Source organism: Streptosporangium sp. NPDC051022 (genome assembly GCF_040683035.1).
In the GTDB taxonomy this organism is placed as follows: domain Bacteria; phylum Actinomycetota; class Actinomycetes; order Streptosporangiales; family Streptosporangiaceae; genus Streptosporangium.
On record NZ_JBFBCF010000001.1, the window covers coordinates 132,180 to 149,846 of the forward strand.

Consider the following 17,667-nt stretch of genomic DNA (forward strand, 5'->3'; position numbering starts at 1 on the left):
GGCCCCTCGGCAGGCCCCCGCTCCGCCCGTCGTCGGTGGCGACGGGATCGACTCCCGGTCAGCGGCGACGGGATCGACTCCCGCGCGTGCTTCGCCCCGCCCGCGGACCCGTCCGCTGTTTCCGGTGGCAGGGGCGGCGATAACACTTATCTGTCAAACATGCTCCTTATCCGCCGCTTTCGCGCTACCCATGGAACGCTCTGAGCAAACAGACAATGAGGATCAAGTGGGGGATCAGGTGTCATCGGACAACGGGGGATCGACATGGCGGCGCCCCGGCCGGGCGATCGTCTCGGCGGTGGGGGCCGCCGCGGTGGCGCTGGCCGCGGTGGGCTGTTCCACCGACGCCACCGCGAACCGGGCGACCCCCGCCAAGGAGCGGCTCACCGCCTCCTCGCCGGCGGCCTCCGCCCCCGAGACCGGGAAACCGCCGGCAGTGGACCCCGGGTGGCCCCGCTGGGGGTTCACCCACACGGGGGTCAGCGCCAACAACGTCACCGAGCGCTTCGAGCAGGACGTGTCCCGGTCTCTCGCCCGGACCCCGATGCTGCAGAACCAGCACATCATGGGCTTCGGGGCGCTCAACCCCGAGCCGAGTCCGGGAGAGTACTTCTGGGAGGACCTCGACAGCCGGACGAACCTCATGAGGCAGTCCGGCGGTACGCCGATCATCACGCTCTGCTGCGCCCCCGACTGGATGAAGGGCGGCCCGAAGGGCCCGACCGAGGAGTCGGCCTGGGCCGAGCACCTTGAGGACGCCCCCTACCCCGAGCACTTCGACGACTTCGCGGAGCTGGCGGCGACCATCGCCGAGCGGTACCGCGACGTCAAGTACTTCATGGTCTGGAACGAACTCAAGGGCTTCTGGAAGGACCACTCCCGGCCCGCGGACTTCAAGGGCTACACCGAGCTCTACAACAAGGTCTACGACGCGGTGAAGGCCGTGCGCCCCGACGCCAAGATCGGTGGCCCCTACATCGGCTTCGACAGCAACAAGAGCGGCGAGTCCGAGCTGCGGGGCCCGTGGGGAGTCGTCAACCAGAACGTGCTGGACGCCTTCAAGTACTGGTTCGAGAACAAGAAGGGCGCCGACTTCGTCGTGGTCGACGGCGCCTCGCCGACCGACGCCCACGAACTGCTGCCCGACGCGTTCGGCGCGCTGGGCAAGTTCGGCGCGGTCACCACCTGGTTGCGCAAGGAGACGGGAGACCTGCCGATCTGGTGGTCGGAGTGGTACTTCGTCCCCGAGGACGGCACCAGCTGGTCCGCGTCCAAGCGGCTCGCCGTCCAGGCCGCGTCGATGATCGAGCTCGCCGGAAGCGGCGCCGCCACCGCGCTGTACTGGAACCCGCAGACCAAGAACGGCGCCTGTGAGGACTGCATGTGGGCCCCGCGGACCGGTGCCGAACTGCCGGTCGGCCGGCTGATGAGCGAGTTCACCAGGTGGTTCCCGGCCGAAGCCGAGCTGGAGCAGGTCACCTCCTCCGATCCCAGGATCCGGGTGCTGGCTCAGCCTCAGCGGCTGGTGATGGTCAACACCGCCGACAAGCAGGTCACCGCGACCGTGGACGGCAGGGAGTTCGCCCTCAAGCCCTACGAGGTCAGGTGGAGCGACCGCGGCTAGCGCCCACCGCGGCTAGCGCCCGCCGCCGTTAGCGCCCGCCGCCGCCGGCGCCCACCGTCGCGCGGACCAGGCGGCACGCGTCGGTGGGCAGCAGCGCGTCGTTCCGCCGCCAGAGCTCGGGGGCGACCGCCTCCTCCTGGCGGACGTGCTCGGTCACCTCCAGGCCGTGCTCCGCCAGCGTCGCCGACAGCTCCTCGGGGGTGAAGAAGCTCAGCCAGGGCTCGCCCCGCTCGGCCGCCGCGGCCATGGCCATCTGGGCGAAGGCCGCGCCCTTCTCGTCGCGCAGGGTCTCCGGCAGCGCGTACTCCATGATCAGTTCGGTGCCGGGGGCCATGCGGCCGATCTCCGCGAGGGTGGCGCCGACGGCCTGGCCGGTCAGGTACATGCTGACACCCAGCCAGCTCACCAGGGCGGGGGTGGCGGGGTCGAACTTGCAGGCGGTGAGCCGGTCGAGGAGGGCGTCGGTCTCGAAGTCGACCCCGACGAAGGCCAGCTCGCCCGGCGCGGTGATCCCCGCCGCCGTCAGCAGGTCGCGCTTCCAGCGCTGGGTGGCCGGATGGTCGACTTCGAAGACCGCGACCCGCTCGGTCAGGGGGTAGCGCTGGGCGAAGGTGTCCAGGCCCGCGCCGAGGATCACGTACTGGGGCATCCCCTCGGCGGCCAGCTCGGCCAGGCGGCGTTCGGTGTAGTGGCTGCGGGCGGTGACCTGTGCGCGGACACCTGACAGGATGAGGTGCTCGCCGTAGGCGCGGTGGTAGCCGATCAGCTCCTCGGCGTTGCCGCCCAGCAGGGCCTGCACGACGGTGTCCTCGAAGATGAACGGTTCCCGGTCCACCACCAGGTGGGCCGCGCGTGCCGCCGCCGCCATGAGCGCGGTCCTGCTGTGCTCTTCGTCATTCATCGGCCGATTTCCTTTCGCAGTTCTCGGGCCATGCGAATGACGATGCTAATCACGCGAACTGCTAAAAAATACCATCTTATCAGACGGAAATAAATTTCCGATTACAAATGAATGATGATGTGAAATCACCGGGTCGCGGGTGCTTCTCCGGCCCTTCGGAAGAACCAGGCCGCCCGGCTGACCGGCTGACCGATCAGGTGTCGCGCGGCGGGGCGGTGAACCTCCGCGGGCGGTACGGCTCAAGCGCGGCGACCGGCAGGCCGCGCAGGTCGTCGGCGACCATCTCGGCCAGGACCGGCCCGAGGGTGACCGCGTTGTGGGTGGCGACGTGATAAAGACCGGCCACGGCGGGATCGGGGCCCACGATGGGCCTGCCGTCCTCGGGGACGGTGCGGACACCGCCGCGGATCGCCTCGACCCCGACTCCCCGCAGCGCCGGGACGTGGGCGCGGGCGGCGTCGAGCGTCTCGGCGACCAGGTCGGGGCCCACCTGGTCCCCGCGCAGGTGACTGAGCGCGCTGCTGCCGATCATCACCCGTCCGCCGCCGTCCGAGCGCATCGAGACCCTCGGCGCCATCACCACCGTCCGGAGCTCGGCCGCCGAGGGCGCGGTGACCAGGAACGCGCCCGGCTGCCGGCTCACGGTGCGCAGCTCCGCGCCCGCGCTCGCGGTCAGCGCGGCGCTCGCGGCGCCGGCGGCCACCATCACCACGTCCGCCTCGACGACGTCTCCGCCGGAGAGCCTCACCCCGGTCACCCGCCCGCCGGCCGTCTCGACGCCGTCGGCCGTCGCGCGCCGGTAGCGCACGCCGTGGTCGCGTACCCCGGCCCGGAGCACCGCACCGGCCATCTGCCGCGCGAAGACGTGCGCCCCACGGGGGATGTGCACGGGACGCCGCCCGCCCAGGCTCTCCGGGTCGAGGTCGGGCTCGATCCGGGCGAGCTCGCCGAGGCTCGGTTCGACGATCCGGGCGCCCCAGGCCCGCATGGTCTCCACGGCCGTTTCGAAGGCCTCGAACTCGTTCCCGGTGGCGCCGTCTCCCCAGTGCAGGCTCCCGCCCACGTGAAGCCAGCCTCCGCCGACCTCGGAGTTCAGCCGTTCGAGCGCGCGCAGCGCCTCGACGTGCAGGTCGTGGAAGGATCTGGGGGACTTCGAGAACGCGTTGACCCAGGCGAACGTCTCGCTCTCGGGGCTGCACCCGGGACGGTCGCGCTCGACGACGGTCACCCGGGCGCCGCTCCGCGCCAGGCGGAAGGCCAGGCTCGACCCGAGGGGGCCGGCGCCGATCACGGTGACCCGCGGCCCCGGGCGCTCGCGGCGGTCGCTGTTCATCGGAACTCCTTTCGGATCCTCTCGCGGAGGGGGGGTCAGCGGGCGCCGGAGCGGGCGAGGTTCGGGGACAGGCGCAGCAGGAGGGCCAGGGAGAACTCGACGTGTTCACGGGCGACCGCCCCGGCCCGCTCGGGGTCACGCCCGGAGATCGCCTCGATCAGTTCGACGTGCTGGCGCGTCGACGTCTCCCGGTCCTCGGGCGAGTACATCGCCGCGACCCGGAAGTTGAAGTGGTAGAGCCAGTTCTTCTCAAGGGCGTGGTATATCTGCGAACTGCGCGACGCGCGGTTCACCAGGCCGTGGAACCTGCCGTTCGCGTCGACCCACTGCCTGGCGATGACCTCGTTCGCCGTGTCCTTGAAGGTGGTCGCGGGCTGCTGGAAGTCCCTCATCGCGGTCACCTCCTGGTCCGTCGCCCGTACCGCGGCCAGCCGGGCGGCGTGGCTCTCCAGCGCGGCACGCAGCTCGTAGAGCTCGATGATCTCCTCGCGGGTGTGCTCCCGGACCACCCACCGGCGGCGGCGCACGATGATCATCCCGTCGTCGGCCAGGCGGCGCAGCGCGTCCCGGACCGGGGTACGGCTCACCTGTAGTCGTTCGGCCAGATCGAGTTCGACGAGTGCCTCGTTCGGGCGCAGCACGCCGTGGATGATCTGGTCGCGCAGGGTCGTGTAGACGAGGTCGCTCCGGCTCACCGTGGTCTCGGTGGTCTCGTCCGGCGCGGTGACGACGTCATCCCTCAGCATGGCCTGTCTCCTGTCTGGTTCTCCGGCGGGTTCCCGCCGTGCGGATCAATGTGACGGCAGTGCCGTGCCGGCATGATCTTCGATCTTTCCCGTGAAGCGGGCGGGGTCCATGAAGCGGGCCGCGTCCCCGGGTTCCCGGCCGAGGACGACGTCGGCCAGGATCTCCGCCGCGGGCAGGGCGTGCATGAACCCGTGGTGGCCGAAACCCCCGGCCACGTAGAGGCCCTCGGTACCGGGGATCCTCCCGACGACGCCCAGGTCGTCGGGCGAGGCCGCGCGCGCACCGGCCAGTCCTCCCGAGATCGCCGAGACGGACAGGCCGGGGATCCGGTGCTCCAGCAGGCCGACGATCCGTCCCGCGTCCGCTCCGTCGAACCCGGACGTCTCCTCCCGGTCGGCGCCGCCGAGGACCAGGCCGCGGCGGCCGCCGGCGAAGTATCCCCTCGTTCCCATGTCGAGCACCAGCGGCGTACGCCGGGGGAAACCCTCCGGGGGGCGGGCGTGGAAGACCTGGCCGTACTGCGTGCGGACGGGCAGGTCGAACCCCGCGTCCGCGACGATGCCGCGGGTGGCCGTACCGGCCGCGACGACGACCGCCTCGCCGTGCCACGTGCCCCTGGGGCCCGTCACGCCGGTGACCCGGGACGCGGACAGGAGCAGGGAGACCGGTGTCTCCTCGACGATCCGCACCCCCCGGGCGACGCAGGCGTCCAGCAGGGAGGTGAAGGCCGCGGCGGGGGACAGGAGCCCGTCGTCCGGGGAGTACCAGCCGCCCAGGATCCCGTCGGTGCGCAGCCCGGGGACCAGGTCGCCGATCTCGTCGGCGCCGACCCTGTCCACCCTCGCCCCCGCGGCGTTGGCGGTCTCCGCGACGGCCTCGCGTACGCCGACGTGCTCGGGGGCGGTGGCCAGGTACAGGTAGCCGCTCGGCTGGAAGTCGGGGCCGGCACCGAAACGGTCCTTCCACTCACGGATGATCGCGAGGGCGCGCAGCGTCAGCCCGACGTTCACCGGGTGGCCGAACTGGGACCGGACGCCGCCGGTCCCGAGCAGGGTGGCCCCTCCGCCCGCGAGACCGGCGTCGAGGACCGTGACGCGCGTTCCCGGTGTCTCGGAGAGGCAGTGGGCGACCGAGAGCCCCTGAATTCCCGCGCCGATGACGATGACATCCATGTTTCTCACACATTCCGTTGTTCGAGGGAACTTATTGCCCGGCGGCCGGTGTGCGGGCGTTTTCCGGGTGTTCCGTGCCTTCCGGGTGTTCCGTGCCTTCCGGAGGACCCGTGCCTTCCGGGTGTCCGGTACCTTCCGCGTGTCCCGTGCTCTCCGGGGGACCCGTACCTTCCGCGTGTCCCGTACCGCGCGGCCGGAGCAGCGGGAGCGCGACCGTCGCCGACGCCAGGGACAGCGCGGCCGAGACGAGCGCCGCGCGGACGGAGGTGAGGTCGGCGACGAGGCCGAGCACCAGCCCGCCCAGGGGGAGCGAGCCACCCCAGGCCCACACGTACAGGCTCATGACACGACCGCGGACACCGTCGGCCAGTTCGTGCTGGATCAGCACGTTCAGCTTCACCATGATCGACACGCCGCCGAGGGAGAGGACGCAGCACCCGACCATGCCGGCGGGGACGTTCCACGCCGTGGCGAGGAGCAGCATGCCGCACGTCATCGCCGCGACGAGCGGCCAGAGGTCCCGGGGGCGGCGGACCCGCGGGACCTGCAGGAGCGATCCGGCCACGGAGCCGACCCCCGCCGCCCCCAGGAGCAGGGCGTAGCCGCGCTGGTCCGCGCCCAGCGGGCCGTCGGCCACCACGGGCAGGACCGCCGCGTAGGACAGGCCGAACAGCCCCGTGAACCCCACCAGCAGGAGGGCGTTCCGGATCACCGGCGTGGTCAGCGCGACGCGGATCCCCGCCACGGGACCCGCCGGGGCGGACTCCTCCTCCCGGAGGGCGGGCCGGACCCCTCGTACGGGCCGGATGAGGAAAAGCGCCAGCGCGCTCAGCGCGACCACCGTGCCGAGCGGTACCGGCGGCCCTCCCCACCACAGCAGCACCGCCGCCCCCGCGGGGGCGGCGGCCCTGGCGATGTTCGGGGCAACCGCGGAGAACGAGAGCGCCGGACGCAGGCCGTGCGGGGGGACCGTGACCGGCGTGAGCGCGTGGAAGGCCGGGTCGCCGAAGGCGGAGGCCAGCCCGGCGGCGCCGACCAGCAGGTAGGCGGACAGCGGGGTCAGCCGCCCGTGGAGCGCCACGGCGACCCCCGCGGCGCCGGCCGTTCCCATGCAGGCGAGCGACAGCACGACGACGACCTTCCGGCCCAGGCGGTCGACCAGCGTCCCGGCCAGCGGGGTGAGCAGCAGCATCGGCAGCAGCTGGACGAAGTACAGCCTGCCGACGTCGCCCGCGCCCGTCCCCGGCATGGTGGTGACCTCCCACTGCAGGCAGGTCACCACCAGCCAGAACGAGCACTGGCTCACGAAGGAGGTCGATACCGTCCGCAGGTAGGCGGTGGTGATCCATGTCCTCACCCGTGTGCCTTCTCCGTCTCAGACCGGTGCGGAGGTGGACCGGATCCGCGACCCGGCGAGGTAGCCCTCGTGCACGGCGCGGCTGAGCCCCCGGACCGAGACGGCGTCGCCGACCGCGATCACGTCGGCGCCGACGCGACGCCAGCCGTCGAGGTCGGCCGGGTTCGACCGCGCCGCGCCGCCCCACACGACGGTGGCCTCCGCCGCCACCCGGACGCGCTGCCCGGACAGACGGGAGGTGAGGACGAATCCGGCGTCGTCGCGGGTGACCCGGGCGGAGACGAACGGCGACGCGGGGCCCTCCTCCAGCCGGCGGACCAGGAAGTCCCTGCTCTCCCGGGGGATCCGCTCGAACAGGACGCTCCTGTCGGTCACGTGGTACGTCTCCAGCCCGCACTCGGTGAGGAACTCGGTCGCGTTCGCCGCGGGCCACTCGCCGTTGGGGTCGATCACGATGTACGGCCCTCCGGCCGGGACGTGGTCACCGGTCAGCAGCGCGTCGACCGTGACGGCGCCGGGGTGGGCCGCCGCGACCCGCTCGGGCACGTACGGCGCGCCTCCCACGGCCACCACGACGAGGTCGTAGGCCGCCTCGCCGAAGTCCTCCGGGCGGACCGTCCGGCCGAGGTGCGGGACGATCGCCGCCTCCCCCTCGACCTCGCGTTCCAGGTAGTCGGCGTAGTCGGCGAACTGGGTCCGGTTGGGGGCGTGCCCCGCGAGCCGGATCCGCCCGCCCAGGCGCGGCCGGGCGTCGTACAGGTCGACCCGGGCGCCGGCGTCCGCCGCCCGGAGCGCCGCCGTACATCCGGCGGGGCCGCCCCCGACGACGAGGACGCGCCCGGAGACGGCGCGCAGCCGGGAGCCCTGCTCGAAGACCGCGAAGGAGGGGTTGACGGCGCACCCGATGGGCGAGACGCTCGTGCTCACCCGGCAGTCCTGGGCGCAGGCGACACACGGCCTGATGGCCCGGTGCTCTCCGCGTACCGCCTTGGAGGCCCAGGCGGGGTCGGCGATGAGCGCGCGGGCCACGCCCACCATGTCGGCGTCCCCCGAGGCGATCAGGTCGGCGGCCACGTCGCCGTCGACGATCCGCTGTGACACCACGACCGGCGTGCCGGTGATGGCCTTCAGCTCGCGGGTGTGACCGCGCAGCCCGCCCTGCGGGTAGCCGCCGTCGCGCATGTGGTTGTGGAATCCCTGCTCGACGGTCAGCGTGACGTAGTCGAGCAGGCCCTCCTCGCCGAGCCGGGTGACGACGTTCCGGACGTCGTCGAAGGTGAGTCCGCCCTCCACCTCCTCCAGGCAGGAGATCTTCATGCCGAGGATCGGCGGGTCGAGCGTCGCGCGGATCTCCGACAGGATCTCCCGCACGAGACGCATGCGGTTGCCGAGCGCGCCGCCGTAGCCGTCGGTGCGCTGGTTGGACCACGGGGAGAGGAACTCGTGCAGCAGGTACCCCTGCGCGGCGTGGACCTCCACCCCGTCGGCCCCCGCCAGCAGCGCGATGCGGGCGGCCTCGACGAACGCCGCGCGCGCCTCGGCGATGTCGTCCCCGGTCATGGCCCTGGGCACCTCGCCGTTGGTCGGCGACGCCTCCTCGGAGGGGCCCCAGATCGGGGTGAGCGGCTCACGGGAGCGCATCTCCCGGCCGAGGTGGCCGAGCTGCACCACGAACCGGGTGCCCTCCGCCTGCGCGGCCAGGACCATCCGGCGCAGCGGGGGGACGATGTCCGGATCGAACAGTCTCAGGTGACGGTCGTTGTGCCAGGTGTTGTGGTGGACCGCGGTCCCGCCGAGGACGAAGAGGCCCACGCCGTCGTTCTCGCAGATCCGGGCGACGTAGGCGGCGTACTCGGGGTCGGGAAGCCCCCGGGAGACGAAGGCTCCGTCGTGCGGCAGGCACATGACGCGGTTGCGGACCTCGTGGCGGCCGATCAGGATCGGCGACGCGAGGGTTGGGCTGTGCATCGTTACTCCATGACGGGATCGATGGATGTCTGTCAGTCGTGCCGGAGGCGCGGGTCGAGCGCGTCGCGCAGCGCGTCTCCGAGCAGGTTGAAGGCGAGTACGGCGAGCGAGATCGCGATTCCCGGCACCGCCACGATCAGCGGGTCGGAGAAGACGAGGTCCCGGCCCTCCGCGGCCATGGCGCCCCACTCGGGGATGTCGCTCGGCACGCCCAGGCCGAGGAAGCCCAGTCCCGCCGCGGTCAGGATCGCCCCGCCGAGTTGTGTCGTGGCCTGGACCACGGCCAGGGGGGCCAGGTGCGGCAGGATGTGCCGGGCGAGGATCACCGGCCGTGAGACGCCCAGGGCGTGGGCGGCCTCGACGAACCCCGACTCCCGCAGGGTCAGCGTCTGGGAGCGCGCGAGCCTGACGAACTCGGGGACGGAGCCGAGACCGACGGCGACGATGACGTTCCGCACCCCGGAGCCCAGGCCCGCGATCAGCGCGAGCGCGAGAAGCATGCTGGGCAGGGAGAGCAGCGCGTCCGTGCAGCGCTGGATGACGAAGTCCCACCTGCCGCCGAGATATCCGGACACCGCGCCTATGGTCACGCCGGTCAGGGAGCCGAGCAGGGCGGCCCCGAGCCCGATGAACAGCGTCATCCGGGCCGCCTCGAAGACGCGGACGAAGAGGTCGCGGCCGAGGTGGTCGGTGCCGAACCAGTGCCGCGCCGACGGTGTCAGCAGCGTGGCGTGCAGGTCCTGCGCGGTGGAGGAGTAGGGGGACAGGACCGGGACGACCACGGCGCCCACGATGATCAGGAGCAGGGCCGCCAGGCCGCACATGCCGTAGGGCTGACGCGCCATCCGGGCGAGGATCGCGTGCACCCTCGTGCCGGGCCGCGCCTTGGTCGGTGCGTTCAGCGGGTCAGTCATAGCGCACCTTCGGGTCGATCAGGCCGTACAGGAGATCGGTCACCAGGTTGATCAGGAGCACGATCAGGGAGAACACGAACACCACGCCGACGATGACGGGGTAGTCCCGGCTGAGGATCGAGTCCACCAGGAGACGGCCGATGCCCGGCCAGGAGAACACGGTCTCGGTGATGACCGACCCGCCGAGCATGGACGCGAACAGCATCCCGATCATGGTCACGATCGGCAGGAGCGCGTTGCGCAGCGCGTGACCCGTGATCGCGGCGTACGGCGGGACGCCCTTGGCCCGCGCGGTGCGCATGTAGTCCTGGCCGAGCACGCCGAGCAGGGAGGACCGGGTGATCCTGACGATCACCCCGAGCGGGAAGGTGGCGAGCACCACGCTCGGCAGGATGATCGACGAGGGTGAGTTCGTGCCCCCGGAGGGCAGCAGACCCATCCACACGGCGAACACCAGGATCATCAGCGTGCCCAGCCAGTACGCGGGCAGGGACAGCCCGAGCACCGCCAGGGCGGAGATCGCGGCGTCCAGCCAGGTGCCGCGCCTGACCGCGGCCAGCACACCGAGGAGCACACCGGCGGCGATCGCGATGACGATGGCCGTGACGGCGATGACCAGGGTGTACGGCAGGCGCGAGTCGATCTCCGACCAGACGGGCGCCCCGCTGACCGCCGAGTTGCCGAGGCTTCCGCGCAGCAGGTCGAACAGGAACCTGACGTACTGCTCCAGGAGCGGTCTGTCGGTGCCGAGCAGCCTGCGGATGTTCTCCAGCTGTTCCGCGGAGGCGTCGGGACCGGCCATCGCGCGTGCCGGATCGCCGGGGAGCACCCGCACGATGAAGAACAGCGCGCTCACGATGAGCACCACCGCCGGGACGGCCGACAGCAGCCTTCTTAATGTGTACAGAGCCATCTTGATCGCCTTTCGGTTCCCACCGGCCCGCACGTGGCGGGCCGGCGGGGACCGTTGTCGTCAGTAGACGGGCCGCCCGGCACCCTGCTCCATCGACTCCCACCACGAGGAGACGGGAGGGGGCGACTCGATCATGTGCGGGACGGTGACGTCGAGGTAGAGCGGGCGGGGGTCGGCGAGGAAGCCCGCGACGGCGGTCTCCAGCTCCTCCGGCGTCGTCACCCGTGCGGCCTCGAGACCGCTGGCCCGTGCCACGGCCGGCGCGTCGGTGGGGCCGGGGTCCACGCCGAAGTACGTCTCGCCGTAGTAGAGGTGCTGCAGCATCTTGATCCAGCCGAGGCTGAAGTTGGTGAACTGGACGTAGGCGATCGGCAGGCCGAGCCGGACGACCGTCTCCAGCTCGCCGCAGGACATGGCGAAGCTGCCGTCCGCGGTGAAGGACACGACCGGCGTGCCGGGGTTGCCCACCGCGACCCCGACGGCCGCCGGAATGGCGTACCCCATGGGGCCGTGCCCCCGCGGAATGATCACGTTGCGGCCCGTGCGCCGCAGGTGCCAGAAGGAGGCCAGGTACGGCGTGGGCGTGCCCGGGTCGCCGACGGCGATCACGTCGTCCCCGGCCAGCCGGTTGATCGTCGTGACCACCTCCGCGGGCGCGAGCCGGCCGGGGCCCGGTTCCGGCGCGTATTTCGCGAAGTTCGCCGCCCAGGCCGCCCGTGCCTTGGCGATCCACTCCACCCGGTTCCGCGCGACCGTCTCGTCGGCGGCGGGAACTGCCTCGTGGAGCGCCGCGAGCACGGTTCTCGCGTCTCCGGGCAGGGAGATCGCGCCGGGGAAGTTGCGCCCGGCGCGGGCCGCCTCCACGTCGATCTGGATGGCCCGGACGGACCCGCGGTCCGGCGCGGTCCAGGCGTTGGTGTCGGTGGCGTTCGCGCGGGTTCCCACGAAGAGCACCACGTCGGCGCCGGAGAGGTACTCCAGGGCGTAGTCCCGGCCGCCGTTGTTCCCGCTCACCCCGAGCGAGAGCGGGAAGTCGTCGGTGACCGACCCCTTGCCGTGGATCGAGGTGGCCACCGGGAGGGCGGCCCTGGTCGCCAGCGCCGCCAGTTCCTCCCACGCCTCGGAGGAGTGCACGCCGGAACCGGCGTAGACGGCGGGCCGCCGGGCCGTCGCGAGCAGGGACGCGGCCCGCGCGACGGACTCCGCGGGCGCCCGCAGCGTCCGGGTCCGCGAGACGGGCGCGGAGCCGGGAGAGCGGGGGACGACCGTCTCGCCGCGGTCGAACACGTCCTCGGGGAAGATGACGGCGACCGGGGCCGGGCGGCCGGACACCGCGACGGTGGCCGCCTCCCGGATCACCTCGGCGATGTCGTCCTGCGGCTGCACCACGTGAATGTGCTTGGTCACCGCGGAGAACAGCTTGACCTGGTCGATCTCGGTTAGGGCGCCGGTGCCGTGGCTGCTGGTGTGGATGTCGGAGGTGATCAGCAGGACCGGTACGCCGGAGGCGAAGGACTCGCCCATGCCTCCGACCACGAAGGTCGTACCGCCGCCGGAGGACACCTCCACCACGCCCAGCCTGTTGGTGGAGCGGGCGTACGCGTCCGCCATGAACGCCGCGTGCCGTTCGTCCCTGGCGAGCACGTGCCGGATGCGGCCGGTGTTGCGGGCGAGCGCGTCGTAGAAACCCACGCCCGTGTCGCCGGGCACGCCGAAGATGTGCTCGATCCCGACGGCCACGAGTGCCTCGACCAGGGCGTCGGCGCCGGTCGGCGACGTCCGTTCGGCATCCGAGGGGTCGATGTCGGTTTTGGGGGTCATGTCATTCCTTGCGTTCGTCAATCTAGGTATGACCGGAACATGTGGTCAGCGGGTCAGCCGGTGCAGATGCGCGCGGTACAGCGCGAGGTAGTCCTCGGGGGTGGGGATCTCGACGAGGATCTCGGGGGAGACGTAGCCGTCGAAGCCCGACGCCCTCAGCAGGCCGAGCAGTTCCTCGTACGGGTAGCCGGAGGCGAGGTCGTGCAGGTGGACGTGGCGGATCAGGTGCTTGACCCGGTCGAAGGTGGGCTCGATCGACCCGTACACGAGGTCGCGGACGTCGCTGTTGTAGAGCAGGCCGATGTTGTCCCGCCCGGCGAGCTCCAGGGCCTTCAGGCAGTAGTTCCAGTTGTTGAACTCGCCGTGCATCTCCAGCAGCAGGTCGACGCCGCGCCCCGCGCAGTGGTCGGCGACCTCGGCGAGCGACTCCGCGACGTAGGCGACGGCGGTGTCCTTGTCCACGCCGTCCGGGATGGTGTTGCCGCAGACGCGCACCCATCCCGCCTCCAGGTCGGCGGCCAGGTCGGCGAACCCCTTCGAGCGCTCGACCGCCTCCGCGCGGACCCGGGGGTCGGTGGACTCGAAGCGCTGGCTGCAGCTGACGCCCGCCACCTCCAGGTAGGCGGCCTGGATCCGCTGCCGGATCGCCCTGCGCTGCTCAAGCGTGGTCTCCAGTTCCACACCGTGCGACTGGTCGTACTCGGCGCGGAACTCCAGGGCGGCGAAGCCGTGCTTCTTCGCCTTCTCGATCATCGTGTCCAGATCCCAGGACTTGGCGATCTGGTAGGAGAGAAGAGAGAATTTCATCTGTTTTCCCAGGTCCTTTCGCGGTCAGCCGACACGCAGGTGGCCGACCACCGCGTCCCATACCTCGTCGATCCACTCGTCCGGAACGGCGCCGGCCGTCCCGCCGTCGCCGTACCGCTCCGTCCAGATCCGGTAGACGTGGTGGCGGGCGGCGTCCCGGACCAGCAGCGGCAGCAGGACGATCCGCCGGTGGAACCTGTCCTGCACCTGCGGGGGCCAGCGCCGCTCCAGCGCCTCCCGCTCGGCCCCGTAAACGATGAGCTCGGGTTCGCCGGCGGGCGGGGCCTGGTCGCGGACCAGGGACCCGTCCTCGGCCCGCCCGAGCACGCCGTAGTGGCGGCGGGCGAACTCCTCGGAGATCAGCTCGTTGTCCAGGTCGGCCGCGATGGCGGCGTCGGACCGCAGCGCCGGGGGGCCGTAGCCGCCCCCCGAGGGGGAGCGGATGATGACGGACTCACCCGGTTCGAGCCGCAGCTGGTCGATCTTCCCGACGTCCTCGACGGCGCCGTCGCGGCGGCGCACCTGGCAGGTTCCCCGGTTCCCGGGGCCACCGCCCGCGACGCCCCACGGCCGGAGCTCGAACCGCTCCAGCGCACGGGCGAGGACGACGGTCCCGGACCGCAGCGCCTCGAATTCGAGGACCACCGCCGACCCGCCGCGGAACCGGCCGGCGGCGGCCGTGTCCCTGTCCAGGCAGTAGCGCCGGACCACCACGGGAACCTCGAGCTCCACGATCTCGACCGGCGTGTTGCGCAGGTAGCCGCCCGCGGCGCCGTCGACCCCGTCGAGACCGTCGGCGCCCGCCCGGCCCGCGCCGCCGCCGATGAGCGGCTCGACCACCTGGATGTGCCGGTGGCCCGACTCCCCGCTCGGTACGGAGGCCACCACCGGGGAGATCATCCCCGACGTGCCGGCCGGCATCCGGCCGGGCATGGCCTCGGCCAGGCAGCCGAAGACGGCGTCCGCGATCCGCATCGCGGTCGCGTACCGCAGGCCGACGGCGGCGGGGTAGCTCGCGTTGACGAGGGAGCCCTCCGGCGCGGTCACGCCGACCGGCCGGAAGATGGCGCTCGACTTCGGGATCTCCGGATCGAGGGAGACGAGCAGCGCCAGCACGGCGAGGCAGAGATACGGGTGCACCTCGCCGCCCGAGGCCAGGTTCAGCGGTGACTGCAGTTGCGGATCCGTGCCGGTGTAGTCCAGGTGCATCCGGGATCCGGTGACCGTCATCCTCACCTTGATCCGGATGGGCACGTCCGAGTGGAGGTCCGACTCCAGGTAGTCCGAGAACTCGTAGGCGCCGTCCGGGATCTGGGCGATGACGTCCTCGGCCCGTTTTCCGGCGTAGTCGAGGATGCCGTCGATGGAGTCGGCGAGCACGCGGTGGCCGTAGCGTTCGATCAGCCTGCCCAGCCGCGCCTCGCACACGCGCACCGCCGAGCAGAGCGCCTGGATGTCCCCCCAGTTGGTCACCGCCGTACGGCTGTTGTCGGCCAGGACGTCCCGCAGGTCCTCGTTGACCACGTCACCCTTGAAGATCTTGAGCGGGCGCAGCCGCAGGCCCTCCTGGTAGATCTCGGTGGCCTTCACCCAGATGCTCGACGGCACGGCGCCGCCGATGTCGGCGGCGTGCAGGTTCGAGTAGGCCCAGCACAGGAGCTCTCCGTCGTGGAAGATCGGACGCAGCACCTGGAGGTCGGTCAGGTGGGAGCAGATCGGCCCGCCGAGGTAGGGGTCGTTGGTGATGTAGATGTCGCCGGGGTGCGGGTCCCGGCAGAGCGCCAGGGTGGAGCGGAGGTTCCCGCCGAGCAGCGACGGCGCGCCCCGGTGCCAGGGGTAGGAGATCAGCTCGCCGTTCACCGCCACGATTCCCACGGCGAAGTCGGCCGTCTCCTTGATGAACGTGGACAGCGCGGTCCGCTCCATCACCCTCGCCATGTCCTCGGTCACCGCGTCCAGCCGGTGCCGCAGGATCTCGAGCATCACGGGATCAGCCACGGTCGTTCCTCTCCAGGATGATGTTGGCGGCCTGGTCCACCCGCGCGCCGAGCCCGGGGAAGACCACGGTGGAGCTGTCCGGGGCGTGGATCATCGCGGGTCCCTCGACCACGTCGCCGGGCCGCAGCAGCAGGCGGTCGTAGGCCGGCACCTTCTCCCACCGGCCGCCGAGCCGTACCGGCACCGGGGTGGGGGCCGGGTGCCCGGCGCCGGGGTGCGCCTGCCGCGGGGACAGGCCGGAGGGGATGTTCTCCGTCGCGTGGAGTTCGATCACCAGCGGCGTCGCGGCCGAGTCGGCGTGCCCGTACAGCCGCCGGTGCTCGGCGGCGAAGAGCTCCACCAGGCGCCCGGCCAGGCCGGGGGCGTCGAGCGACTCCTCGGGCAGCGGCACGTCGAGCTCCCACGCCTGGCCCTCGTAGCGCATCGCCGCGGCGTACCGGACCGTCGCCGCCGCGCCGGTGCGCTCCCGGGCCGAGTCCGCGGCGACGCGCCGGCGCAGCAGCCGTACGGCGCCGGCCAGGGCGGCCTCGCCTCCCTCGGCGGCCGGGGCGTGGACGGGGACCATGACGTCGGTGCGGACCGGTGCCAGCGCCGCCCCCAGGGCGCACAGGGTTCCCGGGCCGGGCGGGATGACGACGTGGCGGAACTCGGTGTCCTCCAGCGTCCGTGACGCGACCAGCGGTCCCGCGCCGCCGTACAGCAGCAGTGAGGTGTCGCGCGGGTCGAGGCCGTGCCGGGCGAGGGCGTCGGTGATCCCCCGGTTCATCGAGGCCATCGCGATCTGCACGATGGCCTCCGCCGCGTCCTCCGCGGGCATGCCGAGACGCTCGCCGACGGCCTCGACGGCGGTACGGGCGGCCCGCTCGTCGACCGTGGTGCCCCCCGAGGGGGACGGGTACAGGTGCCCGAGGACGACCAGCGCGTCGGTCAGGGTGGCCTGGGTGCCGCCCCTTCCGTAGCAGGCCGGGCCGGGGAAGGAGCCCGCGCTGCGGGGACCGACCCGCAGGACGCCGTGCCGGTCGACCTCGGCCAGCGAACCGCCGCCCGCCCCGATGGCGGTGATCTCCACCGCCGGCACCGTGATCGGGAAGTCCCCGACCCGGGACTCCCGCGACTGGGCGGGCTGACCGCGCAGGACCCCGAGGTCGGCCGTGGTGCCGCCGAGGTCCAGCGTCAGCGCCTGCTCCACCCCGGCCGCGCGGGCCGCCTCCGCGGCCCCCGTCACACCGGAGGCCGGGCCGGACAGCAGGCTGCCGAGGATCGCCTTCTCGAACCCCTCGGCGAATCCCTTGCCGCCGTTCGAGCGGGTCAGGAACATCTCGCCGGTGAAGCCCAGCGCGGACAGCCTGGCGCGCAGCCGGGCGACGTAGCGGTGCACACTCGGCGTGACGTAGGCCGTGATGACCGCGGCGACGGTCCGCTCGTACTCGCGGACCTGCGGCAGCACCGAACCGGAGCACGTCACGGGAAGGCCGGGGAACTCCTCCTGGATGATGTCCCGGACCAGCTCCTCGTGCGCAGGCCAGGCGTAGCTCCCGATGAAGGCGACGACGACGCCCTCGACGGCGTGCTCGTCGACGAGCCGCCGGACGGTCGCGACGACCTGTTCCCGGCTCGGGACCCGCTCCACCGTCCCGTCCACGAGGACGCGTTCGTCGATCTCGGCGACACGGGCGCGCGGGATCAGCACCTCGGCCCTGGTCGGGTAGAGGTTGATGGGGCGTTCCAGCCGCATCCGCCGCATCTCCAGGACGTCGCGGAACCCCGCCGTCGTGAGGAGCGCGAGCTTCGCCCCCGTACGGGAGACGATGGTGTTGATCGGCAGTGTCGTGCCGTGACTGAAGCTGCGGATCTCGTCGAACCGGATTCCGTGCGTCGCCAGCAGCCTGGTCAGCCCCTCGACGACGCCGTCCTCCGGCGCCTGCGGGGTGGTCGGCGCCTTGCCGCCCATCCAGGCGCCGGTCCTCTCGTCGATCAGTCGGAAATCGGTGAAGGTGCCACCGATGTCCACTCCTAGCTGGTACAAGCCGTCCTCCGTGATGCGTGATGCCGGTCTGCCGGGCCGGACCGAGTGACGCCGGTCCGCCGGGCCGGACCGTGAGGCCGGTCCGG

General features: G+C 72.1%; 13 protein-coding genes. 1 reads left to right on the forward strand and 12 read right to left on the reverse strand.

The annotated features are described in order from the left end of the window. The first annotated feature begins 238 nt into the window (after nucleotides 1–238). The gene (locus AB0N02_RS00640) at nucleotides 239–1,624 is read left to right on the forward strand and encodes a xylan 1,4-beta-xylosidase (RefSeq protein WP_363940889.1); all 1,386 of its coding nucleotides are present in this window, start codon (nucleotides 239–241) and stop codon (nucleotides 1,622–1,624) included. A 28-nt stretch (nucleotides 1,625–1,652) separates the two neighbouring features. Here AB0N02_RS00640 and AB0N02_RS00645 read toward each other — a convergent pair whose 3' ends face one another. The 12 genes from AB0N02_RS00645 to AB0N02_RS00700 form a co-directional block, all read right to left on the reverse strand. After that, nucleotides 1,653–2,525: a class I SAM-dependent methyltransferase gene (locus tag AB0N02_RS00645; protein WP_363940891.1), complete on the reverse strand. Its 873-nt coding sequence runs from the start codon at nucleotides 2,523–2,525 to the stop codon at nucleotides 1,653–1,655. Nucleotides 2,526–2,718: 193 nt separating this feature from the next. Continuing rightward, nucleotides 2,719–3,858: an FAD-binding oxidoreductase gene (locus AB0N02_RS00650; protein ID WP_363940893.1), complete on the reverse strand. Its 1,140-nt coding sequence runs from the start codon at nucleotides 3,856–3,858 to the stop codon at nucleotides 2,719–2,721. A 35-nt stretch (nucleotides 3,859–3,893) separates the two neighbouring features. Then, nucleotides 3,894–4,604, reverse strand: a complete 711-nt coding sequence (locus tag AB0N02_RS00655) for a GntR family transcriptional regulator (protein WP_363940895.1) — start codon at nucleotides 4,602–4,604, stop codon at nucleotides 3,894–3,896. Nucleotides 4,605–4,649: 45 nt separating this feature from the next. Then, on the reverse strand, nucleotides 4,650–5,777 hold the full coding sequence (locus AB0N02_RS00660; protein WP_363940896.1) for an FAD-binding oxidoreductase: 1,128 nt from the start codon (nucleotides 5,775–5,777) through the stop codon (nucleotides 4,650–4,652). Nucleotides 5,778–5,808: 31 nt separating this feature from the next. Beyond that, complete coding sequence (locus tag AB0N02_RS00665) at nucleotides 5,809–7,134, reverse strand: MFS transporter (protein WP_363940898.1); 1,326 nt, start codon at nucleotides 7,132–7,134, stop codon at nucleotides 5,809–5,811. An 18-nt stretch (nucleotides 7,135–7,152) separates the two neighbouring features. Further along, nucleotides 7,153–9,102, reverse strand: a complete 1,950-nt coding sequence (locus tag AB0N02_RS00670) for an NAD(P)-binding protein (RefSeq protein ID WP_363940900.1) — start codon at nucleotides 9,100–9,102, stop codon at nucleotides 7,153–7,155. 32 nt (nucleotides 9,103–9,134) lie between these two features. Beyond that, the gene (locus tag AB0N02_RS00675) at nucleotides 9,135–10,016 is read right to left on the reverse strand and encodes an ABC transporter permease (protein WP_363940902.1); all 882 of its coding nucleotides are present in this window, start codon (nucleotides 10,014–10,016) and stop codon (nucleotides 9,135–9,137) included. Beyond that, a complete protein-coding gene (locus AB0N02_RS00680; RefSeq protein WP_363940904.1) occupies nucleotides 10,009–10,929 on the reverse strand; it encodes an ABC transporter permease in 921 nt (306 codons plus the stop codon). Before AB0N02_RS00680 ends, AB0N02_RS00675 begins: the two co-directional genes overlap by 8 nt. Before the next feature lie 60 nt (nucleotides 10,930–10,989). Further along, entirely contained in the window at nucleotides 10,990–12,750 is a 1,761-nt protein-coding gene (locus tag AB0N02_RS00685; RefSeq protein WP_363940906.1) for a thiamine pyrophosphate-binding protein, read from the reverse strand. Nucleotides 12,751–12,795: 45 nt separating this feature from the next. Beyond that, nucleotides 12,796–13,557, reverse strand: a complete 762-nt coding sequence (locus AB0N02_RS00690) for a sugar phosphate isomerase/epimerase family protein (protein WP_363940908.1) — start codon at nucleotides 13,555–13,557, stop codon at nucleotides 12,796–12,798. Between the two features lie 24 nt (nucleotides 13,558–13,581). After that, the gene (locus AB0N02_RS00695) at nucleotides 13,582–15,555 is read right to left on the reverse strand and encodes a hydantoinase B/oxoprolinase family protein (RefSeq protein WP_363940910.1); all 1,974 of its coding nucleotides are present in this window, start codon (nucleotides 15,553–15,555) and stop codon (nucleotides 13,582–13,584) included. Then, entirely contained in the window at nucleotides 15,548–17,581 is a 2,034-nt protein-coding gene (locus AB0N02_RS00700) for a hydantoinase/oxoprolinase family protein (RefSeq protein ID WP_363940912.1), read from the reverse strand. Before AB0N02_RS00700 ends, AB0N02_RS00695 begins: the two co-directional genes overlap by 8 nt. Between the last annotated feature and the right edge of the window lie 86 nt (nucleotides 17,582–17,667).